The sequence below is a fragment of the Rhizobium sp. NFR07 genome, from assembly GCF_900111905.1.
Taxonomy (GTDB): domain Bacteria; phylum Pseudomonadota; class Alphaproteobacteria; order Rhizobiales; family Rhizobiaceae; genus Neorhizobium.
Window position 1 is genome coordinate 148,777 of sequence record NZ_FOKM01000014.1, and the last position, 25,804, is coordinate 174,580.

The 25,804-nt window shown below is 57.3% G+C and carries 23 protein-coding genes and 3 pseudogenes; 15 read left to right on the forward strand and 11 right to left on the reverse strand.

The genetic code is table 11. The features are described from left to right. The first annotated feature begins 12 nt into the window (after positions 1-12). From BM216_RS25425 to BM216_RS25440, 4 genes are all read left to right on the forward strand, one after another. Positions 13-954, forward strand: coding sequence for a LysR family transcriptional regulator (locus BM216_RS25425; protein ID WP_093002009.1), 942 nt, complete (start codon positions 13-15; stop codon positions 952-954). Between the two features lie 556 nt (positions 955-1,510). Then, the gene (locus tag BM216_RS25430) at positions 1,511-2,158 is read left to right on the forward strand and encodes a 2Fe-2S iron-sulfur cluster-binding protein (protein ID WP_093002010.1); all 648 of its coding nucleotides are present in this window, start codon (positions 1,511-1,513) and stop codon (positions 2,156-2,158) included. Next, on the forward strand, positions 2,158-3,138 hold the full coding sequence (locus BM216_RS25435) for an FAD binding domain-containing protein (RefSeq protein WP_093002011.1): 981 nt from the start codon (positions 2,158-2,160) through the stop codon (positions 3,136-3,138). The genes BM216_RS25430 and BM216_RS25435 overlap by 1 nt, the downstream gene beginning before the upstream one ends. Then, the gene (locus BM216_RS25440; RefSeq protein WP_210217069.1) at positions 3,135-5,309 is read left to right on the forward strand and encodes a xanthine dehydrogenase family protein molybdopterin-binding subunit; all 2,175 of its coding nucleotides are present in this window, start codon (positions 3,135-3,137) and stop codon (positions 5,307-5,309) included. Before BM216_RS25435 ends, BM216_RS25440 begins: the two co-directional genes overlap by 4 nt. Before the next feature lie 71 nt (positions 5,310-5,380). Here BM216_RS25440 and BM216_RS25445 read toward each other — a convergent pair whose 3' ends face one another. Together BM216_RS25445 and BM216_RS35095 are read right to left on the reverse strand one after the other, a co-directional pair. Then, entirely contained in the window at positions 5,381-6,106 is a 726-nt protein-coding gene (locus BM216_RS25445; protein WP_093002012.1) for an SDR family NAD(P)-dependent oxidoreductase, read from the reverse strand. A 387-nt stretch (positions 6,107-6,493) separates the two neighbouring features. After that, positions 6,494-6,601 (reverse strand): annotated as a pseudogene (locus BM216_RS35095) (transposase); the annotation flags it as partial. A 927-nt stretch (positions 6,602-7,528) separates the two neighbouring features. Between BM216_RS35095 and BM216_RS25455 the strand changes: the two are divergent. After that, on the forward strand, positions 7,529-7,801 hold the full coding sequence (locus BM216_RS25455; RefSeq protein WP_143102855.1) for a hypothetical protein: 273 nt from the start codon (positions 7,529-7,531) through the stop codon (positions 7,799-7,801). 123 nt (positions 7,802-7,924) lie between these two features. Further along, complete coding sequence (locus BM216_RS25460) at positions 7,925-8,221, forward strand: hypothetical protein (protein ID WP_093002014.1); 297 nt, start codon at positions 7,925-7,927, stop codon at positions 8,219-8,221. A 244-nt stretch (positions 8,222-8,465) separates the two neighbouring features. Here the strand turns inward: BM216_RS25460 and BM216_RS25465 are convergent, their stop codons facing one another. Continuing rightward, positions 8,466-8,759, reverse strand: a complete 294-nt coding sequence (locus tag BM216_RS25465; protein ID WP_093002015.1) for a hypothetical protein — start codon at positions 8,757-8,759, stop codon at positions 8,466-8,468. An 82-nt stretch (positions 8,760-8,841) separates the two neighbouring features. Then, positions 8,842-9,165, reverse strand: a complete 324-nt coding sequence (locus tag BM216_RS33670) for a hypothetical protein (RefSeq protein ID WP_143102856.1) — start codon at positions 9,163-9,165, stop codon at positions 8,842-8,844. 472 nt (positions 9,166-9,637) lie between these two features. Here BM216_RS33670 and BM216_RS33675 point away from each other — a divergent pair, with 472 nt between their 5' ends. Beyond that, a complete protein-coding gene (locus BM216_RS33675; protein ID WP_143102857.1) occupies positions 9,638-9,850 on the forward strand; it encodes a hypothetical protein in 213 nt (70 codons plus the stop codon). 25 nt (positions 9,851-9,875) lie between these two features. On the opposite strand, the gene BM216_RS25475 is transcribed toward BM216_RS33675, so the two are convergent. Both BM216_RS25475 and BM216_RS25480 read right to left on the reverse strand, forming a co-directional pair. Further along, the gene (locus tag BM216_RS25475; RefSeq protein ID WP_177230905.1) at positions 9,876-11,912 is read right to left on the reverse strand and encodes a sensor domain-containing diguanylate cyclase; all 2,037 of its coding nucleotides are present in this window, start codon (positions 11,910-11,912) and stop codon (positions 9,876-9,878) included. Positions 11,913-12,316: 404 nt separating this feature from the next. After that, a complete protein-coding gene (locus BM216_RS25480; protein ID WP_244530318.1) occupies positions 12,317-14,062 on the reverse strand; it encodes a sensor histidine kinase in 1,746 nt (581 codons plus the stop codon). Between the two features lie 274 nt (positions 14,063-14,336). On the opposite strand from BM216_RS25480, the gene BM216_RS25485 reads away from it, so the two are divergent. After that, positions 14,337-15,797 (forward strand): PAS domain-containing sensor histidine kinase, encoded by a 1,461-nt coding sequence (locus tag BM216_RS25485; RefSeq protein WP_093002018.1) that lies wholly within the window; start codon positions 14,337-14,339, stop codon positions 15,795-15,797. A 1-nt stretch (position 15,798) separates the two neighbouring features. Beyond that, positions 15,799-16,170, forward strand: coding sequence for a response regulator (locus BM216_RS25490; protein ID WP_093002019.1), 372 nt, complete (start codon positions 15,799-15,801; stop codon positions 16,168-16,170). Between the two features lie 362 nt (positions 16,171-16,532). Here the strand turns inward: BM216_RS25490 and BM216_RS25495 are convergent. After that, a pseudogene (locus tag BM216_RS25495) lies at positions 16,533-17,250 on the reverse strand (IS110 family transposase); the annotation flags it as partial. Between the two features lie 464 nt (positions 17,251-17,714). On the opposite strand from BM216_RS25495, the gene BM216_RS25500 reads away from it, so the two are divergent. Further along, positions 17,715-18,164, forward strand: a complete 450-nt coding sequence (locus BM216_RS25500; RefSeq protein ID WP_093002020.1) for a MarR family winged helix-turn-helix transcriptional regulator — start codon at positions 17,715-17,717, stop codon at positions 18,162-18,164. Between the two features lie 3 nt (positions 18,165-18,167). Then, positions 18,168-18,977 (forward strand): NAD-dependent epimerase/dehydratase family protein, encoded by an 810-nt coding sequence (locus tag BM216_RS25505; RefSeq protein ID WP_093002021.1) that lies wholly within the window; start codon positions 18,168-18,170, stop codon positions 18,975-18,977. 768 nt (positions 18,978-19,745) lie between these two features. On the opposite strand, the gene BM216_RS34165 is transcribed toward BM216_RS25505, so the two are convergent. Continuing rightward, entirely contained in the window at positions 19,746-19,985 is a 240-nt protein-coding gene (locus tag BM216_RS34165; RefSeq protein ID WP_093002024.1) for a hypothetical protein, read from the reverse strand. 228 nt (positions 19,986-20,213) lie between these two features. Here BM216_RS34165 and BM216_RS25525 point away from each other — a divergent pair, with 228 nt between their 5' ends. Continuing rightward, positions 20,214-20,618 carry a nucleotidyl transferase AbiEii/AbiGii toxin family protein gene (locus BM216_RS25525; RefSeq protein ID WP_244530319.1) on the forward strand — a complete coding sequence of 135 codons (405 nt, stop codon included), beginning with the start codon at positions 20,214-20,216 and terminating at the stop codon, positions 20,616-20,618. 280 nt (positions 20,619-20,898) lie between these two features. Here BM216_RS25525 and BM216_RS25530 read toward each other — a convergent pair. Together BM216_RS25530 and BM216_RS25535 are read right to left on the reverse strand one after the other, a co-directional pair. Beyond that, a pseudogene (locus tag BM216_RS25530) lies at positions 20,899-21,934 on the reverse strand (IS110 family transposase). Positions 21,935-22,112: 178 nt separating this feature from the next. Further along, entirely contained in the window at positions 22,113-22,859 is a 747-nt protein-coding gene (locus BM216_RS25535) for an SDR family NAD(P)-dependent oxidoreductase (RefSeq protein WP_093002025.1), read from the reverse strand. Between the two features lie 98 nt (positions 22,860-22,957). Here BM216_RS25535 and BM216_RS25540 point away from each other — a divergent pair, with 98 nt between their 5' ends. The 3 genes from BM216_RS25540 (at position 22,958) to BM216_RS25555 (ending at position 24,862) form a co-directional block, all read left to right on the forward strand. Beyond that, complete coding sequence (locus tag BM216_RS25540) at positions 22,958-23,323, forward strand: winged helix-turn-helix transcriptional regulator (RefSeq protein ID WP_093002026.1); 366 nt, start codon at positions 22,958-22,960, stop codon at positions 23,321-23,323. Positions 23,324-23,475: 152 nt separating this feature from the next. Further along, positions 23,476-24,261 carry a VOC family protein gene (locus BM216_RS34725; protein ID WP_244530320.1) on the forward strand — a complete coding sequence of 262 codons (786 nt, stop codon included), beginning with the start codon at positions 23,476-23,478 and terminating at the stop codon, positions 24,259-24,261. Positions 24,262-24,631: 370 nt separating this feature from the next. Continuing rightward, positions 24,632-24,862 carry a hypothetical protein gene (locus tag BM216_RS25555; protein WP_143102861.1) on the forward strand — a complete coding sequence of 77 codons (231 nt, stop codon included), beginning with the start codon at positions 24,632-24,634 and terminating at the stop codon, positions 24,860-24,862. 385 nt (positions 24,863-25,247) lie between these two features. Here BM216_RS25555 and BM216_RS25560 read toward each other — a convergent pair whose 3' ends face one another. Next, a complete protein-coding gene (locus tag BM216_RS25560; protein ID WP_093002029.1) occupies positions 25,248-25,529 on the reverse strand; it encodes a hypothetical protein in 282 nt (93 codons plus the stop codon). Positions 25,530-25,804 lie beyond the last annotated feature (275 nt).

Consider the following 25,804-nt stretch of genomic DNA (forward strand, 5'->3'; position numbering starts at 1 on the left):
AGAAACTTCTCAATGGACCCTATACGTCTAGACAGCTTCGATGTCTTTGTTGCCATCGTGCGCTGTGGTGGTTTCCGCGCGGCTGCGCTTGAGCGAGGCGTGTCTTCATCTGCCTTGAGCCAGACGATCAATGGCCTGGAAGAGGCTCTTGGTATCCGGCTCCTCAACCGAACAACAAGGAGCGTGTTCCCGACAGAGGCAGGACAACGCCTCCTTGAACGGCTGGCACCTGCGTTAGGCGACATCAGGCTCGCAATAGCAGAGGTCGACGAATTACGTGATAGCCCATCCGGAACTCTTAGGATCAACGCGCCCGCACCCGCTGTTGACCATTTTCTCTGCCCGCTGGTGTTCGACTTCATGGACGCTTATTCCGAGGTGAAGATCGAGATCATCAGCGATGCGGCCGTCATCGATATTGTGGAACAGGGTTTCGATGCCGGCGTCAGGTTCGGTAAACAGCTAGCCCAGGACATGATCGCGCTACCGCTTGGACCCGCGCTTCGTTATGCAATTGTCGCTTCGCCCGACTACATCAAGAAGTGCGGACAGCCGCAGACGCCGCACGAACTCGTTGATCACGACTGTATCAAACGTCGTTTCCCTGGTGGCACGCTCGTCACCTGGCGGTTTACTGAGGGAGGCGAGGAGATCGAAGTCACTCCCACGGGGCGCTTGACCGTCAGTTCGGCACACAACGAACTGCAAGCCGCTCTAGCGGGCAGAGGAATAGCTCACGTCTTCGATGACTACGCCAAGCCGCATATCCACACCGGCCGGCTGGTGGAGCTTCTCATCGACTGGAGCCCCACCCTGCCGCACTGGTTCTTATACTACCCCAGCCGCCGCCTCCCGAGCGCAGCAATGCGGGCGTTTCTTGACCACATGAGGAACCATGACTGGAAGGCAAAGGCTGCCGTCGATCTAAAGCAATTTGACCAGCAGCTTTTGTAGAAGCAGAGCGAAGCCCTTTCTAAATCCGGCGTTGTTCGGCGGCATCGAACGCGATACGGTACTTTTTAATGGCTTGCCAATCATCGGCGATCCAGTCCGTAAAATCCCGCGAGCGTCCTCCGCATCGATTTTCCGCAGTCGGTCAGCTCATACTGGTTACGATAGGAGCAGCAACAGGCCCTGAGCCATGGATTGTCCAGACGACGTCGGGAGCGAGAAGTTCCGCGAAGACATAGGCGACTCCGCAAGGGTATGGATCGAAGTAAAGCCGTCTACTTACGCGACTGAGGGCGGCCATTCATCGAACCCCATCATGACGAAAAGATCTGATAGCTGATTGCGATGGATCGCGCAGATTGGTTAGCTCAACTAACCAGCAACGTTAGACAGTCGGCATTGCAACGCAGCCTGAAACCCTTCTACCCTCCAGCTATCTCTGGACGGCTGCCTGGCTGGCAGTGTCCATGCCATTGTTCCTGACGACATTGGTACAATCTTCGCCAGAGCTGGCACGTCTTTGCTCGGAAGATGTTGGTTCACCGTAGAGGAGAAGCAGATGACGCATGACCGTCGACCCCTTGAGGTCGCTCGTCGCGATTTCAACAAAGCAGCAGGAGTTGGTATCGCGGCCGGCGTTAGCATGAGCTGGATGACCTTTGTGCAACCACCGGCTTTGGCTCAGACATCCTTCGGAAGCATTGTTGACATTGAACTCAACGTCAACGGCGAGGTCCGGCAGCTTTCCGTCGATCCGCGGATTTCCCTGCTGGACGCCTTGCGAGAGCATGTAGGGCTGACCGGCACTAAAAAGGGCTGCGATCATGGCCAGTGCGGTGCGTGCACCGTCATCGTTGACGGCCGCCGGATGAACTCCTGCCTCAGCCTTGCGGTCATGCTCACAGGCAGCGAAATCCTGACAATCGAAGGCCTGGGAAGCGCAGAGGCCCTACATCCGATGCAAGCTGCTTTCATAGAGAGAGACGGATTTCAGTGCGGCTACTGCACCCCGGGCCAGATCCTGTCAGCGGTTGCGACGCTCGATGAGATCGCCGCCGGCATCCCGAGCTCGGTGACGGCCGACGTTACGGTACAGTCATCGGCCTCTGCGGAGGAGATACGAGAAAGAATGAGCGGAAACCTTTGTCGCTGCGCGGCCTATCCTAACATTATTGCTGCAATAACCGACGTTCAGGAGCAACGCTAATGAAGCCGTTTATTTATCAGCGCGCGACTTCCTTGCAAGACGCCGTCGCCATGTTGGCAGCCAGACCCGATGCCCGGGTCATCGCGGGCGGAACCAATTTGCTCGATCTCATGAAGCTCCAGATCGAAGTGCCTCAGCATCTTGTCGATCTCAACAATCTGGGCCTCGATACGATCGAAAACATCCCAGGCGGCGGACTGCGACTTGGTGCAATGGTGCGCAATACCGATCTCGCGTCGAACGAGACCGTCCGGCGGCAGTACGGCGTCCTGACACGGGCGATCGTTTCAGGTGCATCCGGACAGATTCGCAATCGGGCAACCACCGCCGGAAACCTGATGCAGCGCACACGCTGTCCGTATTTTTATGGCACGGCGATGGCCTGCAACAAGCGCGAGCCGGGTTCCGGGTGCGATGCGCGGAATGGCATTTCGGCAAACCTCGCCATACTCGGAACGAGCGATGCCTGCATTGCAACGCATCCGTCCGATATGGCGATCGCGATGAGAGCACTCGACGCTGAAGTCCGTGTGCTGGGAGCCGAAGGCGAATACAGCATCCCCATCGCCGACTTTCATCGTCTTCCTGGTGATACGCCTCACATCGACACCGGTCTTCGCAGCGGAGAGATCATTACCGCAGTCGAGCTTCCTGCGCCACTCGGGGGGACGCACGTCTACCGCAAGGTGCGCGAGCGGGCGAGTTATGCCTTCGCCACCGTTTCTGTTGCCTTGGTGGCTCAGGTGGACGGAGCCAATGTGGCGATCGAGCGCTTAGCGTTTGGAGGTCTTGCGGCAAAACCCTGGCGCGTGGAAGCTGCCGAGCGTCGCGGATCTGGCACACCGGAAGAGATCGCGCGCGATGCCGCGGCGATCGTTCTTGAGGGAGCGCGCCCCACCGAACGCAATCGCTACAAGATAGATCTGGCGCAACGCACTTTACATGCAGCGCTGATCGACGCACAGGAGCACAGCCGATGACCCGCATGGACACGCAGAACGTCGAAACGAGGATCGTCGGTCGATCGATCAATCGGTTGGATGGACCGCAGAAGGTCACGGGCTCCGCCACCTATGCCTACGAGAGGGCCAAGATGCGGCAGACGCTGGTTGGCGTGTTTGCGACGGCGACGATCGGCAAGGGGGAAATTCGAGAGCTGAATACATCGGCTGCCGAAACAATGCCGGGCGTCCGACTGGTGATAACCCACAGGAACGCACCGCAGCAGGGCGAACTCAATCCTGAAACTCCGGGCTTTGCCGTTCGCGCCCGTCCTATTCTCGCCGGAACACGCATCGATCATTTTGGACAACCGATCGCGCTAGTCGTCGCAGACACGTTCGAAAACGCGCGCGATGCGGCTCATGCCGTTGTTGCCACCTACACGTCGATGCCGGGGAGCTTCGCTTATGTCGAAGGTAACAATGTCACCGAACCGGAACTTGCCAATGCTGGGTTTCCGGCCTTCACCCAACACGGAGACTTCGACGCAGGTTATGCAGGTGCTGCCGTCAAAATCGACCAGACCTACGAGACACCGCCGCATTTCTCGCAACCACTGGAGCCGCATGCCACCCTTGCCCGTTGGGAAGGCGAAATGCTGCACATCACGACCAGCCATCAGACCATCCGGTACATCGGCGTCTCTCTCAAGGCCGCTCTCGATATCGAGCCTGAGAACCTAACCATCTCCGCACCCTTCGTCGGCGGCGGCTTTGGATCTAAACTCGCGGTTCATGCAGACATGATGGGAGCAGCGATCGCTGCGATGATGGTCAACGAACCGGTCAAGGTTTGCATGACCCGTCAGCAAATGTTTAGCCTGCTGGGTATGCGGCCTTGGCAGCGGCAGCGCGTGCGACTTGGCGCCGACACGGCAGGCAGACTGGTTGCAATCGGCCATGAGGCGCTGATCTACTCGAATAGCAGGGATCCGTTTCTCGAGCAGACCGGCACTGTAACGCGCTCGCTTTACTCCGGCGCAAACCGCATGACGCGTCACAGGGCGACACATCTGGACCTGACGAACGGTGAACCGGTTCGTGGGCCCGGAGAACTCCCAGGATTGCTGGCTGTCGAGTCTGCAATGGATGAACTTGCCGAAGCCTTGAACATGGATCCGGTCGAACTGCGCGCGTTGAATGACACGATGATGGATCCGGAAAGCGGGGTACCGTTGACAGGGCGCAGCCTTACCGAATGTTTGAGGACGGGTGCTGACCGCTTCGGCTGGTCCCAGCGCCCGACCCGGCCGCGCAGCCGCCAGGAAGGACAGTGGCTCATAGGCATGGGCATGGCCTCGGCGATCCGCATGCATTTCCAGGGAGCGACGGACGTGGAGGTGGCCATCACGCCGGAACGCCGCGTCGCCGTGCGATCGGATCTGACCGATATCGGCACGGGAAGCTATACCATCCTCGCTCAGTTCGCCGCAGAGGTGCTGGGCGTATCGGTTTCAGACGTAGACATATTTCTAGCACACTCAAGCCTTCCCGCCGGCGGAGGCTCAGGCGGCTCTTGGGGAGCATCGAACACTACGGCCGCGCTTCATGACGCCTGCCTTAGCCTTGTTCAACAGGCCGGCGTTCCCGCAGGCGACAATTTTATCAGCCAAACTCTGGCGAAATACCCCAAAGGATTATCCGCAACCGGCAGGCTGCCGGCGTCGTCGCAGGTTCCTGACTGGAGCGAAAAATCGCGCCACACTTACGGTGCACATTTCGTGGAACTCGCCGTGCACCGGCTCACCGGGGAAATCAGGGTCCGCCGAATGCTTGGCGCCTTTTCGGCAGGGCGGATCATCAACCCCAAAACTGCCCGTTCGCAGTTGCTTGGAGGCATGATATGGGGCCTCTCCGCGGCCTTGCGCGAAGCGGCAGAGATCGATCCACGGTATGGCAATATCGTGAACGGTGATTTAGCTGAGTATCTGCTGCCGGTCCATGCTGACGTGCCTGATGTCGAGGTCGTGCTGGTTGACAAGCCCGATCTCGATGCCAATCCCGTCGGGGTGAAAGGTGTAGGCGAACTCGGCGCGTGCGGAGCATCTGCCGCGTTCGTAAACGCGCTGTACAATGCCTGCGGCGTTCGAGTGCGCCATTTTCCCATCAAACTCGCAAGCATTTTTTCTCATTTCCCTGAGCGTCATTAGCGACAGCTTGATCAACGACGTCGCCCGTTATCTCGAAGCCTCAGACCTTGCACGGTCCTTCCATCACGCATTCAGGTCATGTATCTGCCGGCATCGACATGGATGGTCTGACCTGTCAGATATTCCGTCTCTATGATCATCCGTGTCGCCGGCCAAAGTTCCTCGGCGCGCCCCATCCGCCCGAAGGGCAGATTTTCCGTGGGACCGGCATCGATTGCATTTGCCATTCTGCTCTCGATCAGAGCGGGCGCAATGGCATTTGCCGTGATCCGGTGCGGCCGGAGCGCGCTAGCATAGGCGTGCATCAAGCTTTCTACACCACCTTTCGACGCGGCATAGGCGGCGGAAAGCCCGCCGCCGGTGCGCGCGGCAGTCGAGGACATGAAGATGAGCCGGCCGCCATCCCGCGTCATATGCGGCCATGCAGCCTGCGAAACCAAGAACGCACTTGTCAGGTTAGCAAGAATCGTCCTTTCGAAGAGCGCAAGATCGAGACGGTCGATCGGGCATACTTCGCCGATGCCAGCATTGTTGATGACACAATCGATGCGGCCGAAGTGGGCGAGCGTCTCGTTGATCAGACGTTGCACATCCTCCGCTATGCTGACATCCGCGCGAATGCCGATGCCATTTTTGAGACGAGATATCAATTGCTCGACCTCGATGCTCTCGGATCGATAATTCGCAGCGACATAGTGACCCTCGGCCGCAGCGGCGTTCGCCAGCGAAGCACCGATGCCGCGACCGGCGCCCGTGATCAGGATGACCTTGGCAGACGGGTTGTGGGACGGTTGCATGATCACTCACCATAAATTTGGGCTGATCACATCTAATCGCCTACGGCTGACTATCAAGACCATTCGACGCTTCAATAATTACGCGAGGCTCCATCGAAGGTGGACAGGGAGGCTTCGATGTCATGCCTAAGTTAAGCGTTGACGCTGCGCACATCGCGCCGATGCGATAGTCGCTGCCTCCGGTCGGTCAGCAGATGCACGAGTTGCGATGCCATTGAGCCAGCGGAGTGACGAAGATATTCGGACATTAAAATCCGGCGTCGCGATCCTGCGGCGACGGGTCTTCGATTTTCAGAAAGCGCTCACTTGTCGCCGAAGAAGCTGTGATATTGGCCCTGCTCGAGGCATGGCGCGACTTACGTGAGTGCGCATCCAATCTTGATCACCAACTGCTCGTAGCTTCCAGACACCGCGTCGCGAGATATGGCCATTAAAATTTATTTTGCCAGACTGATAGCGCCGCGTCGTCAGCCCTAGCAAAGCGCAGACTGAGCGCCCGATCGACATGGAGGATTACTTTTTTGAAGGGTAGGATTTCAACTGCACTCATGAGTTGGCTGGGAACAGACTCTCATTTCTTTACGGCGTGGAAAACGGCACGACCGCCTACTTGGAACTTCTGGATGGTGGCCTAGTTGAAGGGCTGTCACTGCCGCGCCCCAGTTTCCGTCCCTTGCTAAGACGTATCCCACGGCCCTGGCGGTGACGCCATTCAGGATGGAAACTCCCCAATTAGCCCGCTTCGAGCGGGCTTCTTTTTGGCGTCGGCTTAACCGCTGCTGAGTATTCCCGCGCGCCCCTGCGGATTATTACATAGTACTAGATACGCGAGAGCGGCTTGTCGCCCTCCGGCACGGTTTAGTATCGCAGTTGACTCGCCGCCGCGTGAAACGAAGCAGCGCGGGCATCTCGATACACTTGAGCGAACGCAAATTCTCGCGTAGGTTGTTTATGCCTGCTTGGCACTCCGACAATACAGGTGATCACACCCCCTGCTGCGCCCCTCGCGGCAGGGGGACTTGCTGTTTGCCAGCATCGCCAAGCATGCTAATCGTTCGAACGTGTGACCAGAGCTTGCTTTGGTCCGGGCTTCCATGCGCATGGAATAAGCACCTGCCACGTTGATCGAAGCGGCATAGGCATACTTAATTACTCGGCCTAGCGACCGGCCGCCCTACCCGCTTATGCTCGAGAGCGCTACGGGCTTCGCTTGCGTGTTCAACTATTTTGACCTTAGTCAAAATACATGACGCATTAGCAGCTACGGCAACAATCGTCGCTGCGTTCGCCCCTCCTAACGTTTTAAGCACCATGCCTGGAGCGTGGGGCGCGGCGACACTCCAAAAAAATTCACTCAGCGCAGGAACATAACTGCTTTCTGAATGGTTTGTTCATGTAGCATTCATGTTCGGAGACAAGATCATGTTCCTTTCCACCCTTCAGCCGTCTGCCACCTTTTCTTTCGCTCAGGACCACGGTATCTCGATGGAGAAAACTGCTATCGAGACTGAGCTGAGCTATCTGGTTGACGTCGATGCCAGCAACGTATCGCTCGATGTGACTGGTGACTACATTGTGCTCGAAGGCGCCGTGAAGACCACTGGCGAATACGCCCGCATTCTCCGCGTTGCCCGCGAAATCGTCGGTTATAACCGGGTTCTTTCCCGCGTCCTGGTTGTTTCCGACGCCGCATAGTTTCGGCGATATTTCCAAACCGAACCGCTGAGGATCTGGGGCGGTGATGGATCACTAAGATTTCAGGAGACGGCGCGCTCGGCGGCAAGTATGTCACGTAGTATTCCTACTGCGAGGCTTACTATGTCATCAACTCTCCGTGATCTAGTAACTGAGATCCATGTCGCGTCCAGCGCCGCGCTTGACCGCAAGTACACGATTTCCGAGGCGTTACTCTCCAACATCGATAAAGCGTCAATCGAGGAAGCATCCGCCGCTGGCTGGATCGTAGTCGCAAATAAAGATGACTTTGGTGACTATTTAGTCATCTCAGTTACTGACAAAGGGCGTCGAGAATTCCGGCTCGCGGACGTCGAACGCAGTACCTTTTTAGACAAGGTGCGGGCAGTCTTTGCCCCCGCTTTTGCTACGTTCCGCTGAAGTTCAGCTTCAGGGCTCGCGCACGTTGGTGTCGCGGGCCCTTCTCGATCTGCTAGATGTCATGGCGCGGGTAAACGTGCTTACGTAGCGGAAAGTGGACGGCGCTGGTGTCATTTTTCCCGCTCGCCGAGGCTACCGCGCCAAACGTCTGTTCGAATAAGCGATCGCTGTCTGCGGGCCTTGAGATAATTGACCGCGCAACGCTCCTTGATAAACCTCATCCGCTCCAATCTGGACCCTTTACTCAGCCGAAGGCATAACGCTCGCCATCAGGATACATCTCGATATCGAACGGGCCCTTGCGCCAGCTGGTCTCGCCAAGCTCCTCTCTCGCGATGCGGGCGAGGACTTTCAGGACTGACCGGCGAATGTGGCGCTCGTCTATTATATCTGGATCGTGGGTAAGCGTTAATATCGTCGCGCGGACCAACTGCTCCCGCAGATGATCATTGCATGTATAGCGGGCCGCCCATGCGTAGAGCGTCCTATAGAGGGCAGCCGGTCGTTGCAGCGGATTCCTCAGATGGGAAGAATTCATTCGCTCTCCCCTCCTCAGCTACGCGCGTATCTTTTCTCTTCAAGCCGCGGCTGCGTGGCTTCATTGATAAGCAGAGCCTAAATCACATTTTGAGGAGAGCCACCGCCAAAATGTGACCCACCCTCCCGTTTGCGCCGTACAATGTCATCGGAACAAGAAGAAGAAGCTCATCGTTCGGCTCAAAACAGCCAGAGGGCCGACCGACGTGCAGATCTTCCATTTCAACGTGATCTATCCCAACAAAATTATCCCAGATCTCGAAGGTTCTGCCTTCAGCGACCATGCTGACGCACAACGCGAAGCGTTTAGATCTCTCTGTTCTATCGTAGCGAACGATGTCGAGAAAGGCCGGAGGATTGAGGTCCGCCAAATAGACGTCCTGGCGCCCGATGGCTCCAAGCTTCACTCCGTCACTCTAGCTGAACTAATTACTGCAGTCGTCCCATTCGACGATGATCTGTTTTTCAGCGAGGTGGCAGAACAACTCACTCGCACTGGAGAGCTTGATGCCTAGGATTTCGCGACAGGTCTCTATAGCACATCGCCACCGTCGCTTAGCTTGTCCTCGTCTGACAGGTTGGCATCGCCTGCGCCGCCCGCCGCAGACAAGATAGAGCTATCGTCGCGCTTCATCTGCCGAAGTCTTTCCATGTGCCGAGAAAGCGCCGAAAGGTATTTTTCTCTCCGCATTCTTTCAGCAATCTGGCAAAGAGTCCGCTCATGAAATGACCTGTCGCACATGATGCCTCCCGTTCTTTGCGGGCGCGCGAACTGACGTCGGCTTCAAAAGTTCCGGAAAAAAATGACCAACGCCGGTCCGTTACAATTTTGTTCTTTCGTCTCACTCGGCCTTATGCCGGGCGTGTTAGCATACGGCCTTGCTCAGGGAACTGTTGATACCAAACCTCAATTACTGTTTTTCTAGCGCGTTTCTGTGGCCTGCGATGTCGCAGGCCGGATTCGGCGCGCTGGTGCTGGCCGCTTACCGTAATGGTGAGATCGTCTACGTTGGAAGCAACCACGCCCTAGCCTTTTTTTGCAAGCTCACCACCGCTCGTTCCTGGCATGAAGAGATCAATGATCGCTGGTAGAAACCGTTTTACTCGATCCCCTGGCTCAATCAGATGAGCGTCCACTATCGGCAAACTGATCTCTCATATCGAGCGCGGAAGCCACAACGCGGTCGCGGCCACCGGCTTTCGCCACATACAGCGCCTGGTCGGCTGCTTCGAAGAGAGCTGATTGCCCAAGCTCACCCTGGGCCGTCGTCACGCCGATGCTGATGGTGACATGCCCCTGCTGATGCCCGGAATGAACGATGCCCAACGATGCGACGGCCCGCCGGATCACTTCTGCACGGTTCGATGCGCCTGTCGCATCCGTGTTTGGAAGGAGGACGGCGAATTCCTCCCCGCCGTAGCGCGCGCAACTATCGGCAGGACGCCTGATCGCCCCCGAGATCGCGGCGGCAATCTCCTTGAGGCAACGGTCCCCTTCGACGTGGCCGTAAATGTCGTTGAACGCTTTGAAGTGGTCGACGTCGATCAGCATGACGGAAAGAGGCTGCCCTTCCCGACCGCTGCGCCTGGTTTCGAGTTCAACGAGGCGATTGAGCTCGCGACGATTATTGATGCCGGTCAGTTCGTCTGTCGTCGCCAGTCGCAGGAGCTGACTGTTGGCGGCTTCCAGTTCGGCCTCGACAGCCTTCCGCTTGGAAATGTTTCGCATGGTGAACACGAGACCGCTTTCGTCAGCCATACGCCGCCCGCTCACCTCTACCCAGAGCAGCGTCCCGTCCTTGCGGGTGACACGATATTGCTCAGCGCCAACATCCGGAATGTCTCGGGTGCGCCGGAAGAGCTCTCGAACTCGGTCACGATCCTCTTCATGCACTAAGTCCAACGCTGCCCGGCCGATCAGTTCCTGCGGCTCGTATCCGAGGACATCACGGGAGGCGCCGGAGACGAAGGTCCGTCGGCCTGTCAGATCCACGGCCGTGATCATATCGGCAGTATTGTCGGCCACGAGACGGAAACGGCGCTCGGTCTCCATGTTCTTTCGCTCGATTTCCTGAGCCGCCTGCAGCTTGCCGGCGGTCTGGTTCAAGCTCGTCGCGAGGCTTCGGAACTCCTGTGCCTGCCACCCCTCTATTGTTACTGGACTGGTGAACTTACCCTCACCGAGACGTTCGGACTTGAGCACAAGACGCACAAGGGGTCTTAGCTGTGTCCAGTATGCGATGGTGGCCGAGAGCAGAATTGCGGTGATCAGCGCGACGATGGCAAGGACGATCGCCCAGGTCGCTCTGCCTTGGACATCTGCGAATGCTTCCGCCTCTGGCAGGCCGAGCGAGACGGCCAATGAACTGCCGGTCGCATCGGCAACCGGTGCAAAACCGAAGAAGCGATGAATATCATCGAAGCCAATCGAGAACGTCGTACCTCCGTCAGGTTCCCCGGCGATGGCCTCGATCAGGGGATGGCCCGGAAACGCAGTCCCGAACGGTACGATTGTGGGCGAACGCACAAGAACCCTCTGATTGGTGGGGTCGATCAACGCGACCGTGTGGTTGGTCTCTGCCACGATCGACTGGGCGATGTGGTTGAAGACATCCAGGTTTAGCGCGCCGAAAATGGAAAGTTGCTCACCAGCCGACGTCGTGGGAAGGCGCATTGCAACCGCGACCGTCGGCTTCTTGCTGACCGGGCCGATCATGAAGCGCCCCACCAGAAGCTCGTCCGCACCTGCGTTCGCCATTCGTAGGGCGAGCTCCATATCGCCGAACTGGCCCGTCGTGTCAGGTTTGTTGTGGCAGACTATGTTGCCCGCCGCGTCTAGAACGCCCATGGTCACGAACATCGGCTGGCTGGCCAAAACCTTTTGGACGAAACCGTCACAGCGGGCGCGATCGCTTGCCTGCAGGGGCGGCATGCCTCTGAGCGTGCCGAGCACCACCTTGGCATCGAGAAAGACCCTGGAGAATTTTGCCGCGCCGAGCTCAGCATCCGAGGCGATGTTGCGCCGGGTCGCGCGATCAGCCTCGCTATAGGAAAATAGAATGCCGGCAGCGATAAGCGCCAAGAAAGGGGCGATCGTCGCCATAATCAGCGTGACCATGCGCGAGCGCACACCCATATGATGAAGTATCGACATCCTTTGCCTCGAGCAGACCGGTAACTCGGTCGCTCGTAACATAAGCCTGTCAACGAACGGCTAAAAGCCAACGCCGCTGCTGGCGTATGGATTCGCCAGCGCACGCTATTCAAATAGTTTCACTCGCCCCGTTCAACTCCAGAAACTTAGAATGGGTACGAGCTGAATGAATTCGCCGCTCGCAGTGCTTCGTCGCCATCTGGCTTTGACCACGGATGTACCGGCACTGGTAGAGATGCGGCGGTGAGGAAAGTCGGTGCGATTTCGCCCCGTTGCTTTTTTGTTTTGGCTTATTAAAGCACCTGGGTGGATAGTTGGTCGGCGGGTCAATGGCGTTCGCAAGAAAATAGCCCTCGACGCTGCTGAATTCACCTGACGCAAACCGCACCACGGTCTCTACAGCCTCAACCGACCAGAGGCATGCGGAAGGTGAAGCGCGTCTCGATCTCATCCGAGTTCACAATGATAGTTCCGCCATGAGCCGCGGCGATCTCCGAGGCGATAAACAGACCAAGCCCGAGCCCCTGCATGCTCGGCCTCACATCGCCGCGCCGGAATGGCTGGAACAGCTTGGCAATCGTTTCTTCCGAAATCGGCTGCCCGCCGTTGGCGACGGACACCTCCAGCATCCGACCGTTTACGCCGGCTACAATTCTGACGGGCTCGGTCTCAACGCCATGGGTGATTGCATTCGACACCAGGTTGGAAAACAACTGAGCAAGACGCAGCTTGTCAATGGCAAGTGCTGGCGGGAGATCGAGGGAAACAGCGATCTCCCGATCCGGATGAGACAGCTGCAGCTCTTCGACGACATGACGAAGGGTAGCGCCAAGATCGTTTTCTGCCAGATCGAGAGTAATGCCGCCGCCCATCCGCGCACGGGCCAGGTCCATGACGTTGTCGACAAGCCCGATCATTCGGGAGATGCTGGCCTTCATCAGTTTCAGGACGAGCGGGCTTCGGGCGGTCCAGCCTTCCTTTAGCAGACGCGAGGTGCCGGCATCGAGCGCCGCGATCGGATTGCGCAGGTCATGGCCTAGAACGGCGATGAACTGCTCGCGCAGCTCGGACAGGCCCATCTCGCGTTCGAGCTGCTCTTCGGTCGCCTTGAGACGGTCGTCCGCATAGAGGTGATGGCCGATCAGTTCGGCAAACAGTTTGAATGTGCCGATCACCTGCGAATTGTTGACCTTCGCCGGATGGGGATCGATGGCGCAGAGTGTGCCAAAAAACTGGCCGTTGGCCAGAATGATCGGCACGGAGATATAGCTGCGCAGACCGTATACCCGTGGCGTATGATGGTCGCGATAGAGCGGCTCTTCGGAGGCATCATCGAAGACAATCGGCTCACGATGCCTGCGGATTTCGTCGCAGAGCGTGCTTTGGACCGGCAGCTCGTCGCCGGCCTTGAGGCCAAAGCCGACATGGTCGAGCGACTGACAGCTTATCCAGCGATCGTCGGTGACCCTGGCGACGGCGGCAAAACCCATTCCCGTCATTCGAAGGACGACATCGAGGATCGTCGGGACAGCCGCGATACCGGCGACGCGTGCAATATCCTTGGAAAAATCTTCCTTGCTTTTTGCACCATCCACTACAGACGGCTTGCTGGAGCTGGCGACGGCATGGACTGCCTGAGTCTTTTCGATTGCGATGGCAGCCGCGCCCGCAAGCGTTTCCAACACATCGACTTCCCACTCGGCCGGCGAATAGGGCCTTGACCAATAGGCTCCGATAGCGCCGATCGGATTTTTGACGCGCACTGGTGCCATCGCGACAGATTTGACGAAGGTGCCGGCATAGAGCTCGTAGGGAATTCGATCGTCCTTCGTCACGTCAGCAACGACGACCGTTTGCCGATGGATCATCGCCCAGCCGCTGATGCAGGCTGAAGCCGGAAACTTATGTCCCTTCCACAAAGGTCCAATCACATCCTCCTCGATGTAGTGGCAGAAATCGCCGTCGCGGCGGATAATGGCAATGCCGTCGCATCCGATCAGCGATCGGGCGGTCGCGCGCAGCGTTTCGACCACATCTTCGAAGCTCTGGGCGCATCCCATCGCCGCGATCGCCTTGTTCAGCGTCGACAGCGGCGTTGCGACCTTGGAGGGATCAATTTCTGCGGGAGTGATTTGAATGGAAATAGACACGGTTTCACTCCTGCTTGGGGCAAGAGCGTATCGTCTCCCAGCCGTCCGCGCCCTACCAGTCTGCGAACGATGAGTATGATATTAGGGCCATAGGGCTTTAATGTCCATCTTCGCATATTTCCAACCTCACGGCGCGATCGATGTAAAGCAATCCGAGACATCGGGCTGCTAACTGCCCCGATCAACTGTCTAGCCTGATCCCGCCTTCCCAAACGTCTCAGCTCCCCCATATATCAGCCACCGCTCAACATCAGGATCACAGGCAGCTTTGACCATGCAGTTTCCACCCAGCGGCTGTGCGACGATCTTTCAGGGCTTCGATTGGGCAACGTCTCCGCTCGGACCCCAGTCAGGTTGGCCGCCTGAGCTGAAGACACTAACCAGCGTCATGCTCGGCTCGCTGCAGCCGATGCTAATCGTCTGGGGGCCTGAGCAAACGACGCTCTACAATGACGGCTACGCTGCGATGTGCGGCAATCGGCATCCGGCCGCCTTTGGTGGAAGTTTTCAATCCCTCTGGCATGATATTTGGGACCAAGTCGAGCCGATCATATCGGCAGCCTATGCCGGCCAGGGCACCTCGATGGACGACATCGAGTTCACGATGCATCGAAACGGTTACCCCGAAGAGACACATTTCGCGTTCTCCTACACGCCGGTACGCGATCCATGGGGTTCTGTGCTCGGCATGTTCTGCGCCTGCACCGAGACGACATCAGAGGTGCGCGCCCGCCGGGTTCAGGATGACCTCAAGGAACGCTTCATGCAAGTCTTCGAACTGAGCCAGGGCGGCATCGCCATGCTAGTGGGCAAGGATCATGTCTTCGAATATGCCAATGAAGAATACTACTCGATGATCGGTGTCGGGCGCGAGATCATCGGCAAGACGGTTGCCGAGGCCGTACCAGAAGTCATCCGGCAGGGATTTATCGGGATTCTGGACGGCGTCTTCGCGACTGGCGACCCGTTCGTCGCAAAGAACCTGCCCGTCAAGCTCAACCGAGGGCCTGAGGGCGAAGAGCAGAACCGTCTGATCGATCTCGTTTACCAGCCGACGCGAAGCGCCGAAGGCTGCATCACCGGCATTCTCGTCCAGGCTCGCGATGTGACGGTGCTGAGGGCGGAAGAAAAGCATCGCGAGCTGCTCGCCTACGAACTCGGCCACCGACTGAAAAACCAGCTTGCCATGGTCCAGGCAATCGCCTCGCAGACATTACGATATGCACCCGATATGCAGACCGCGCGCACGAACCTCAGCGATCGGATCGCGGTTCTCAGCCGATCGCACGATGCGATCATCGAAGGGGGAACCGGTCATTCAAGGGTTGGTGATCTCGTTGGCCAGATGACCGCCATCCATGACAACCCCGATCATCCGCGCATTTTCGTGGCTGGCCCAAATATGACCGTAGGGTCTCGACCGGCTCTTTCGCTATCGCTGATCCTGCATGAATTGGCCACCAACGCTGTGAAGTACGGTGCGCTTTCAAGGCCGGACGGTAGCGTTACGTTGACCTGGCGCGTCGGCGGCCCGTACCGTGATCGCTTCAAACTCGATTGGAAAGAAACTGGCGGGCCACGTGTAGCCAAACCCGAAAAGGAAGGGACCGGCAGTCGCCTGATCAGAGCCGGCCTCAACGGCACGGCGGAGTGTCAGTTGTCGATCAACTACGAAGCCGACGGCCTGAGATTTTCGATTTCGGCCGATCTTGCCGGTTTCCAGAAGGAGCACTGATATGGCCGTATCGACGACGGGACCGCTTTTAATCGTCGAAGACGATGGCCTGATCCGGATGGATCTTGCCGACACCCTTCAAGATGCCGGCTACGCGGTGCTGGAAGCGGCAAATGCCGACGAAGCCTGGGCGATTCTGCTTGAAACGGATGTCTCAGCGCTCATCACCGATATCGACATGCCCGGCTCGATGGATGGGTTGGAGCTTGCGCGTCGCGTTTGCGATCGCTGGCCTGATTGCCAGATCATCGTTATCTCCGGGCGATACAATCCGGAGGCTTCGACACTCCCCCCGGATGCAATCTTTCTGACCAAACCGGTGGGTGAAACCGAGTTGTTCAAAGCACTGGAAGCTCGCGGTCTAGCAGTCTAATCGAATATCGGCGCGGGAACCGCTGCCCCTCGGCGAAGACGAGCGAGCCTACGACCCGTGTAAAGCTCTTGAGAGCCCATATGTGGACGGCCCCCGACCCGCAAGATAATTCGAGATAATGGGATCTGATCGCTTGCGTCCATATGTCCGGCCTGTTGTTGCGTTCGCACATGAACGCTGGCCAAGATGGTTTGCGCAACACAGGTGCCAAACATCAAGACGGCCTTGAGGGGCCAATGGGATCTTCGGAGTATTCTGTGTCTCGGATCGATCGATCACACCATCTGCTATTATCTTGCAAGTTGTAGTATCGCAAATACGTGGTGAAGATCAGGACGGCTTGGCGGCTTGCTTCCCCATCTTCAGGTAACGCACCCCGTCAAGGCCGGGCCTGATTTGGCGCTGTATGTCTCTACCGAGACCATGAGCTTCCAGGCTATGCGCGCCATCTTGTTGGCGAGCGCGACAGCTGCCAATTTGGGCGGTTTTTGCGTGAGCAGTTCCGCGGTTGAAAGAGCTCCGGAGCGGGTGTCTTCATGATCAAGAGAGCCGAACCGATTGGGCCAATACCGGGAATGGTGTTGAGGCGTATGCTGCGTTCGTCGTTGCGTTGCCATGCCTTGACCTCCACATCCGCAATCTTCTTCTCCAGTTCAGCGTATTCCTCGGCCTGGCTCATGAACAATTCCTGCGCGAGCTCTAACACAGTTTTCTCAACTTTTATCCTTTCGAGCAGCATCGGAATATGCGCTAGCCCCTTAGCTGCGGAAATGCCGAATTCATTGGTGTAGCCCCGGATCGCGTTGGCGAGTTGGGTGCGGTTGGCGAACAGACGGGTAAAGACGCTGATCAGCATGAGTGCTGCTTGTCATCAACTGTCTTGACCGAAACAAACCGCATCGTTGGGCGGGCCATTGCCTCGCACAGCCCTTCGGCGTCGGCAGCGTCATTCTTGTTCCGCTTAACGTAAGGCTTGGCGAGTTGTGGTGCGATCATCTTCACCTCATGTCCGAATGAGGCGAGTAAGCGCGCCCAATGATGGGAACCAACACAGGCCTCGATCGCGGCTGAAGTTGGCGGGTAGGTACCCCTGATGTTTAAGTGGACGGCCCCTGAACGGCATCGAAATGTGCCAGAATGAGCTGAGTAGCGGCCTGCTCCGTGGCAGAGTGAGGTCGCTAGAAAAGTCTCTGGAGGCCAACCACGCCGATGACAGCAGATCAATCTCAAAAGCAAACCGCTACTCTCGTTGATCTTGGCGCAATTTTCGCCTATGTACCCGACCATTTCGCGCGGCCGTTCCTGGCGTCCCGCCAGTTACGCACCGTACTTGAAGACTGGTGTCGGCCGACGCCGCGCCTGGCGCTTTATTACCCCCGCAGCCGGCACGTCCCGTCCCCGTTATGAGCCTTCATCGACCTCCTGCGCGAGGTGGACAGGTTACGAGATTACGCTTCATCCGAATCCGCAGCATAGAGCCTTGACATTTATTCGCTACCTTGCGATTATCGTATGGTAGCGAACGAAATAAATAGGCCGTTTTCATGCATGAGCAGGCGGACATCAGAGACCTCTCCGTGGCAGCATGGACCAAACGATGTTATTTCGCGGGCCGGGCTCTCATGGACGACCGTCTTCGGCCTTTCGATCTGGGATCTACGCAATGGTATGTCCTCTGGCATCTCGTCAACAACGGCCCGTCCGTCCAACGTGATCTCGGTCGCGCACTTGAACTGGAACGCGCGACCCTAAGCGGAATCATCGCGACGCTCGTCCGCAAAGATCTGGTCGCACAGACCGCGGATGGAGGCGATCAGCGTCAACGCTTGCTGACTTTGACCGCCGCCGGCCAGGCCCTATGGCGCCGGATCCCGGATTTTTCTTTCATTCACAACGCTGCCTTCGGCGGGATCGACGAGGCCGATCTGGCCACGACAATCCGCGTCCTCAAATCAGCGACCGAACGACTGCAGGCCCTGTTGCGAGAGGAATAGGGAATGACTTTATTGATCACCGGAGCCACCGGGCTCGTTGGCGAGCGACTTCTGCCGCGGTTGTTGGAGACTGGCTATGCTTGCCGAGCCATGCTCCGGGCGGGCAAGAGCTGCCCTGATGGAATAGGTGCCGTAACGGGCGACATTCTCGACACTTCAACCTTGGCGAACGCCGTCCACGGGGTTTCAGCAATCGTGCACCTCGCCGCCGTCTTTCGCACAAAAGACACCGATCTCATCTGGAAGAGCAACCTCGACGGAACACGCAACTTGATCGCTGCTGTGAAGGCCCACGCTCCCGACGCGCGGTTCATCATGTCGAGCACCAGCCATGTCTACAATAGGGACAATCCGCATCCGGGAAGAGAGGACGACCCGGTCGATCCTCAGCACGCCTATCCCGCAAGCAAGGTCGCCGCGGAAAAGGAACTGCGTGAAAGCGGGTTGAACTGGTCGATCCTACGCTTCCCCTTCGTTTATGGCGACGGTGACGGGCATCTCGAATCTCTGCCCAAGCACGTCAGCGCCTGGCATCCGGCCCAACGCATGAGCACGATCCACCATCGTGACATCGCCCAGGCAGTCACACTGGCGCTGGATGGTCTCTTCGATCGGCGAATAGTGAACTTGGCCGACGAGGCGCCCTCCTCCATCTACGAGCTCGCGGGCATGTTGGGCAAGCGGTTGGACTCCAGTGGCGAGCCTCTCTCGGATCCTTGGTATCTGCATGTCGATACGTCCCTCGCCCGCAGTCTGGGTTTTCATCCCAGCATCAGGACCGTCTACCAGGCCAGGCAGGAGGGGCTGTTGTAGAAGACCCTCGCCCACTTCGGCCGTATCGATTGCGTGATCAAAAACGCTGGTATCGGCGAAGTCTGCCCTATCGACCGTCTCGATCTCGCGCTTTTTCAAAAGACGCTTAATGCTAATCTGACGAGCGGTTTTTTGTTCTCACAGGCTGCATGGCCACATATGACCTGGGATGGTGCCGGCTTATCTTCATGTCGTCGGCCGCCGCCCGAACAGGTGGCGGGCTTTCCGCCGCGTATGCAGCGTCGAAAGGCGGGGTGGAGAGTTTGATGCACGCTTATGCTAGCGCGCTTCGGTCGCACCGGATCACGCCGAACGCCATAGCGCCTGATCTGATCGAGAGCAAAATAGCCAATGCAATCGAAGTCGGCCCCACGGAAAATCTGTCCTTAGGGCGCATGGGGCGTGCTGAAGAACTTTGGCCAGCAACGCGGATGATCATAGTGACCGAAAATCTGACAGTTCAGACCATCCATGTCGATGCCGGCAGATATATAACTAGATGCCTGCGAAAGGGTCGCGCAAGGCGGGGAACATCAAAGGCTAGTTCGTCTCTTGATTGGATACGAGCCTACGACCTGTAGAAAAAAGGCATCAACCGCTGACCGAAGGCGAGCGCCTCAGCGACTGCAGATCGCCCCGCTAGTGACGGGCGAGGCACGGGGCGAACAATCTCTCTTCAAAACGTCCAACGCCGCCGGCGGGCGTCGCCCTCGGCGGTCACTAACCCGAGGACGGTAGGTTTACGGATTGTCGCTTTGAACGAAAAGGCTATTGCTTGGCCTTGATCATTGGCAGGAAGCGAGCCGTAACATTCATGGTCTTGAGACAACTTAATCCGGAAGGTGTACTTCCTCTTCGCGCCTTGGCGATGTGGTTGACGATGAGCCTCGCCGCCATCGGCTCGTTGGTGATCTTTTCGTCATAACGATTCCAACGCCTTGCTCGATTGTCTTGAAAGAATCTGAACCAGCGCCCCGTCTCGGATAAAACAACACGCTGTTTATCCATAATAATAGTGTAGCACAGATGCAGTGGGTTCTCGGACTTACTTAAGATCGAGAATGCGTTAGGAGATAGGCACGTGACAACCTGTTCGTTGCCTTGGCGAGACACGTCACGTCGTCACTATCGTCCGCCCCCGGAGGGCAAGTCAGTTCCGTGATTTTCGATCTTCGAGTACCAAAGGATCTCGGGGCATTCCTGCGCATTGTCGCCGAGGAGATGAAAGTTGCGCCGATGCTGGTCGAAAAAGACTACTGGATCATGCACTGTCTCTACGGTCTGCAGCAGCTGGAAATGCAGTTCGAGCTGAAGGGCGGTACCTCGCTCTTCAAAGGCTACCGCATCATCAACCGCTTCTCAGAAGACATCGATATCTGCATCGAGCCTCCCGAAGTGATGGGCGTCAAGACCGGTCCAAATCACGACAAGCCCGCACATCGTGAAGGCCGTAAGGCCTTCTATGACTGGTTGGCCGAGACGATCACGATCGACGGCATAAAGAGCATCGAGCGCGATACCGAATTCGACAACGAGAGTTACCGCAGCGGCGGCGTTCGCCTCTATTATGCGGAGGCGATAGGCGTACGATCGGATCTGAAGGCCGGGGTGCTGCTTGAAGCCGGGTTTGAGCCCCATTGAGGGCTGCTTTGCGCCATGTGTGGACGGCTCCGGTTTGGCAAGAGTTTTGTCGACTACTTTTGCACATTGCTGGTCGGAGCTGCCATGTGTCCGGCCTTTGGATGCGGCACAGGACGGGGCCGCTGGCCATAATGCTCTCCGCGGAGTGGGTCCCGGTCAAAAGCCCGCGCTCGAAGCGCCTGGCGCAAAATGGGATGTCCCTTTCCTTGGGCCGACTGGCGTAGGTGCGCTATAAGTCTCCTGCTCTTACCAACGACGTTCACGGCACATGCGCCGTGTATCAATTTCCGGCGGTGACCGGCTTTATTCTATAGGGTTCATTCCGGTTCATGATTGCCCATGCAACCCGTGCCATTTTGTTGGCGAGCGCTACTGCGGCGACCTTCGTTGATCGGCGTTCCATCAATGAGACAAGCCAAGGATGGCGGGTATAGCCCAATAGCTTGGCTCGCTTGATCACCGCCATCGCGCCAACCACCAATAACTGTCGTAGATATCGGTTCCCAGCCTTACTAATCCCGCCGAGTTTCTCCTTGCCGCCACTGGAGTTCTGTTTCGGGATAGGCAAATCCAAGGCACTCAGATCGCGACCGGAACGGAAGACACCGGGGTCGGGAACGCTGGCAGCCAGTGCGGTTGCTACCAATGGACCAACGCCCGGAATGCCTTCGAGTTTACGGCTGAGATCATGGGTGCGGTGCCACTCCATGATCTGCCGATCCAGTTCCAGTATTCGCTGTTTCAAGAGATCGACCTGGTCGGCCAAGGCGGCAAGACATAAACATGCTTAGGCTGGTATTTCAGGTTTTTCGCCCTTGCGAATGGAGATTGAGAAGCTCAATCAGCCCGTTACGACCGATCCCCGCAACAATACCGAACTCGGCGAGGTGGGCACGGACAGCGTTGTTGGTCATCGTGCGCTGGCGAATAAACAGAATGCGGGTCAGATGAAGCATCAGGATCGATTGCTGATCGGCTGTCTTGATCGGAACAAAGCGCATGTTCGGCCGTTTCACGGCTTCGCATATCGCCTCAGTATCCGCCGCATCGTTTTGGTTGCGTTTGACGTAAGGCTTCACATAGCGCGGAGGCATAAGCCGCACTCGGTGCCCGAGTTTCTCCAGTTCACGGCGCTAGTGATGCGCGGTTGCGCAAGCTTCTATACCAACAAGACAGGGGCTGATGTTCGCAAAAAACTGAACGACGTAGCGGCGCCTCAATTGTCGGCGGACGAGGACCGCGCCGGCTGCGGAAAAGGCGTGAACCTGGAACACCGACTTAGTAATGTCGAGTCCAATCGTGGTAATCTCTTCCATGGATGGCTCCTCCCATGCGGTTCCTAACAGCACCGCGAATATGGCACATCGCGATGCCGGCGGAGGAGCCGTCCACAGTATCAATACCGGCCGTAGCGATCTTAAAAGTGGCTTGATGACGAGCTAGTTCTCAATTCGGAGAGGCCCAAAGCACCGGTGCCCGGAGCCACTCACTCGTTCAGACCTGCGCAGCGCCACCGTCAGCAAAAACTTCGCTGCCGGTCATGAAGCTGCTGTCCTCCGAAGCAAGGAAGAGCGCTACGGCCGCGGTCTCCTCAGGACTTGCGATACGGCCGAGGGGAGTCTGCGCCGCAAGACTTTCAAGCAGCGCCGCCTCCTCTGCAGGTGTTACGAGACCTTTCAGACCGGGCGTCTCCGTGGCCCCAGGAGACAGTACGTTGACCCGGATACCTGATCCTTTCAGATCCAGGGCCCAGCTACGGGCAAAGTTGCGGATTGCTGCCTTCGTTGCGCTGTAGACGCTGAAGGCTGCAGTTCCCATGGCGCCGGTTGTCGATCCGGTGAGGATGATTGATCCACCCGTCTGCATCAGCGGCAGTGCTTTTTGCACTGTGAACAAGGTACCTTTGACGTTGACGCTGAGTGTCCGATCGAATGACGCCTCGTCAATCGCACCGAGGGGGGCAAATGTCCCTAAACCAGCATTGGCGAAAAGGATGTCTATCCGGCCGCTCTTTTCACGCACCGTATCGAACAGTCGGTCGAGATCGTCCAGCCGCGACACGTCGCCCTGTACTGCCGTCACTCGAGCGCCGATTGCCTCGACCGCCCTGTCGAGTTCCTCTTGGCGGCGGCCGGTGATAAAGATCTCGGCCCCTTCCGCAACGAACCGCTTTGCCGTAGCTAGACCTATCCCGCTGTTTCCCCCGGTGATGACGGCAATTTTCCCTTGAAGTCTTCCCATCGAAATCCCCTTTCAAGATGTCAAGCGAGACCGGAGATAGACACTGGCTTTCTCTGTTGCTAGTATGCACCTTTTGGTAAGTACCAGGAGCATGCTGGATGACTACATCCAATTTTGTCTGCGGGCTTGACGCATCACTCGCTGTGATTGGCGGCAAATGGAAGCCGTTGATCCTGTTCCACCTGGCTTACGAAGCTCGGCGGTATGGCGACCTCAGGCGAGCCATCGGCAATGTCAGCGACAAGATGCTCATCCAGCAGCTCAAGGAATTAGAGGCCGACGGGATTGTTGCTCGGCACGATTTCAAGGAGATTCCTCCACGGGTCGAATACTCCCTCACTTCATTCGGACAGACACTCGCTGAGGCGCTGAAGCCACTTTGTGCGTGGGGAACGGAGCACATGTCGGCGGTAGAGAAATTGATGTCACGAAGAGAACCTTTCGGTTCGAAGAAGATCGCCTGATATCTTCAGTTGATCGACCGCTTCGGGCCGAAAGCCGTTATGGTGCAGACGCGCCATGAGGTTCGTGCCAATGAGTCGAGCTTGAGCACGACGGTAGATAGCTCATCATGCAGAGCCTCTGTTAGCGGGCAGTCGCGATTGGGAAGAGTTGGATGAACCTGATAGCCCATGTCGAAATTCCCGTTGCCGATATTGCAAGGGGAATCCGTTTCTACGGCGCTGTCTTTGAAATACAGTTCGGGGAGATCGTTGAAATCCACGAAAGCAGGATGGCGTACTTTCCTTTTCAGGAAGGCAAGGATGGAGCGAGCGGTGAACTCGCCCAGGGCGAGGCCGATGTTCCGACCCGACATGGTGCGATCGTGTATTTCAGCGTCGGTGACATTGACGACCCCTGGCAAGGGCCGTCAGTTGCGGGGGCGAAGTCCTCTTCCCCAAAACCGCGGTCAACGAAGACATCTTCGTTGCCGAATTCGCCGACAGCGAAGGAAATCGTATCGCCATGCAATCGTGCTGAACCGTGCGGAGCGTCGGTGGCAAATGATCTCTCAGTCACGTCAGCGGGAAGAAGCAAGGCGATGATCGTTCAACCCGACGACTGGAAGCGTCAACCGTTCGGCGACGTGACATCCATTCCGTTGTCTAATCGCCTGCATCGGGTCAAGCGGATTTTGAACAAGGTACTTCGTTGCCGTGTTGCTAGCGCGACATCTTTTCTGGATTTTCTTTCAACATCTTTCAGTCCTGCAAATTCGTCCTGTGCTGGGAGCACGGTTGTCTCCCCGGTCGACATGCAGTCGCCGCATGATGGGTTTTCGCAGGGCAGGTCTTCCTATGTTCAAGACGCAGTCTCGATGAGCCGCGACGGAATCGACGGAATGACCCTTCCCACGTCCACAGCAGGGACGCCGAGCATCTCAGTCAGATTGGGGTGCTGAGACAGGTAGGACGGCACTTCGGTTGAGCCGCTGCGCCGCCCAATGGATTGAACGTTTTCCCGGCCTTGAGCATGCTATGCATTGTGACGGCAAGTTTTCGCGCAACAGCAACCGCGGCACGTTTGAACAGCCCGCAGATGGCCTTTGACGCGGAATTTTGCCAAGGCGTCCTGTACAGCGCAATGGATGTAAACTCGATGCATTCGGAAGAGATCAGAGCATCTGATGCGTTAACGGCCTTTTGTGTACCGGACACAGTGAATGGCAACAACGCTGTTAAGGTGGTTGCAAATTTGATCGATAAGCGTCCGGATCTCCGAACATTGGCAGGATACACCATAGTCAGGCGTGCTCTTGCTGCGACTTGGCCTTGTCGGTGATTTCGGGGATGACCATCACGCGTCAAACCCTTCGATATCAAGCAGCCGCCAGTCGGGTCTATGCCGACGCATGGACAGTGCTTGATATCTTCACAGGCCTGCCGATCGTCGTCGGCGGCATCATCATGGACGGCCCGTCGGATCAGCAGGTCAACGAATTGGTGGACGAACTGAACCACGAGGATCTTGAAACGCGCGGCAAGCTGCGTCCAGGCCCGTAACCATGACGCTGTTCTATCGGTCTTATTTCATCACCTTCGGACTTTTGCTCGGCGCGATCGCCGGCCTGGTCCTCTATCTCGATCAAGGCGGGCGATCTCGCTGCATTGGGCCTTCAGCGCGCTGGTGGCTGTCGCCGTCGCCGCGGGCTCGATACTCGCAATTACGGGCGCTCTCGGGAAGCCGGCGACGGTTGAGCGATGGGCTGACAACGCGTCGTGTCATGCCGAAGGCACGGCCTACGTGGCGCTGCTCTCCTTGCCGGTTTACGGGCTACTCTGGTGCTTCACCCAGGATAGCGGAAACAGCACAAGCCCAATCACTACCATGCGAAGAAAGAAAGCAAGACGGCGCGCACGCCGCCATCCATCATGAGACTGCCAGCTGTTAATGCCTCGTTTCGGAATACTCGCGCTCGACCTCGGACAGAAGCCGGACGGCTTCAATAACCGTCACCGCCGCTCCGTCGAGGTCCGCTGCGATCGTCGTATGATCACGCTCAATTACTTCGTCAAGGACTTCCATATCCTTCCAACGAGGGTAGGACGCGGCACGAGAAGCCATCGCCTTGTAACGCAAACTCTTGCTAAATTTTTGTAAGACCGCATCGCGTTCGGGTATATCCATTTGCGAGAACGTCATTCGACCTGGTTCAAACTGGCCTGCCATACGCTACACTCCTTGGCGACTCGAGGGAATCCAACTCGATTCCATGCCATTGGTTCTGCATATTTCAGAGGTTACTAAATCGTTAATCTGACATTGACTACAGCTTCATTGGAACAGTGACGCGACCGACAAACTGACTATTTGTCGGACCATGAGCAAACATGAAGATTGGCTTAGCGCTGCCGAAGAGTGCGGTAGCTTTCGACGCATGTACGCGTTGGCAGAAGAGATTTCGAGCGACAGCGATGATCCAGACGCGCGTCGCGCCGCCGTCA

Bases quoted from the DNA above. Each gene is read 5' to 3' on its own strand.
- BM216_RS25455 (WP_143102855.1), top strand. From the start codon at position 7,529: ATGTTCCTTTCCACCCTTCAGCCGTCTGCCACCTTTTCTTTCGCTCAG.
- BM216_RS25485 (WP_093002018.1), top strand. From the start codon at position 14,337: ATGCAGTTTCCACCCAGCGGCTGTGCGACGATCTTTCAGGGCTTCGAT.
- BM216_RS34165 (WP_093002024.1), bottom strand. From the start codon at position 19,985: ATGGATAAACAGCGTGTTGTTTTATCCGAGACGGGGCGCTGGTTCAGA.
- BM216_RS25475 (WP_177230905.1), bottom strand. From the start codon at position 11,912: ATGTCGATACTTCATCATATGGGTGTGCGCTCGCGCATGGTCACGCTG.
- BM216_RS25445 (WP_093002012.1), bottom strand. From the start codon at position 6,106: ATGCAACCGTCCCACAACCCGTCTGCCAAGGTCATCCTGATCACGGGC.
- BM216_RS25435 (WP_093002011.1), top strand. From the start codon at position 2,158: ATGAAGCCGTTTATTTATCAGCGCGCGACTTCCTTGCAAGACGCCGTC.
- BM216_RS25525 (WP_244530319.1), top strand. From the start codon at position 20,214: ATGCTGGTCGAAAAAGACTACTGGATCATGCACTGTCTCTACGGTCTG.
- BM216_RS25465 (WP_093002015.1), bottom strand. From the start codon at position 8,759: ATGAATTCTTCCCATCTGAGGAATCCGCTGCAACGACCGGCTGCCCTC.
- BM216_RS25490 (WP_093002019.1), top strand. From the start codon at position 15,799: ATGGCCGTATCGACGACGGGACCGCTTTTAATCGTCGAAGACGATGGC.
- BM216_RS25505 (WP_093002021.1), top strand. From the start codon at position 18,168: ATGACTTTATTGATCACCGGAGCCACCGGGCTCGTTGGCGAGCGACTT.
- BM216_RS25560 (WP_093002029.1), bottom strand. From the start codon at position 25,529: ATGGCAGGCCAGTTTGAACCAGGTCGAATGACGTTCTCGCAAATGGAT.
- BM216_RS25540 (WP_093002026.1), top strand. From the start codon at position 22,958: ATGACTACATCCAATTTTGTCTGCGGGCTTGACGCATCACTCGCTGTG.
- BM216_RS25460 (WP_093002014.1), top strand. From the start codon at position 7,925: ATGTCATCAACTCTCCGTGATCTAGTAACTGAGATCCATGTCGCGTCC.
- BM216_RS25430 (WP_093002010.1), top strand. From the start codon at position 1,511: ATGACGCATGACCGTCGACCCCTTGAGGTCGCTCGTCGCGATTTCAAC.
- BM216_RS25425 (WP_093002009.1), top strand. From the start codon at position 13: ATGGACCCTATACGTCTAGACAGCTTCGATGTCTTTGTTGCCATCGTG.
- BM216_RS25535 (WP_093002025.1), bottom strand. From the start codon at position 22,859: ATGGGAAGACTTCAAGGGAAAATTGCCGTCATCACCGGGGGAAACAGC.
- BM216_RS25500 (WP_093002020.1), top strand. From the start codon at position 17,715: ATGCATGAGCAGGCGGACATCAGAGACCTCTCCGTGGCAGCATGGACC.
- BM216_RS25440 (WP_210217069.1), top strand. From the start codon at position 3,135: ATGACCCGCATGGACACGCAGAACGTCGAAACGAGGATCGTCGGTCGA.
- BM216_RS34725 (WP_244530320.1), top strand. From the start codon at position 23,476: ATGAACCTGATAGCCCATGTCGAAATTCCCGTTGCCGATATTGCAAGG.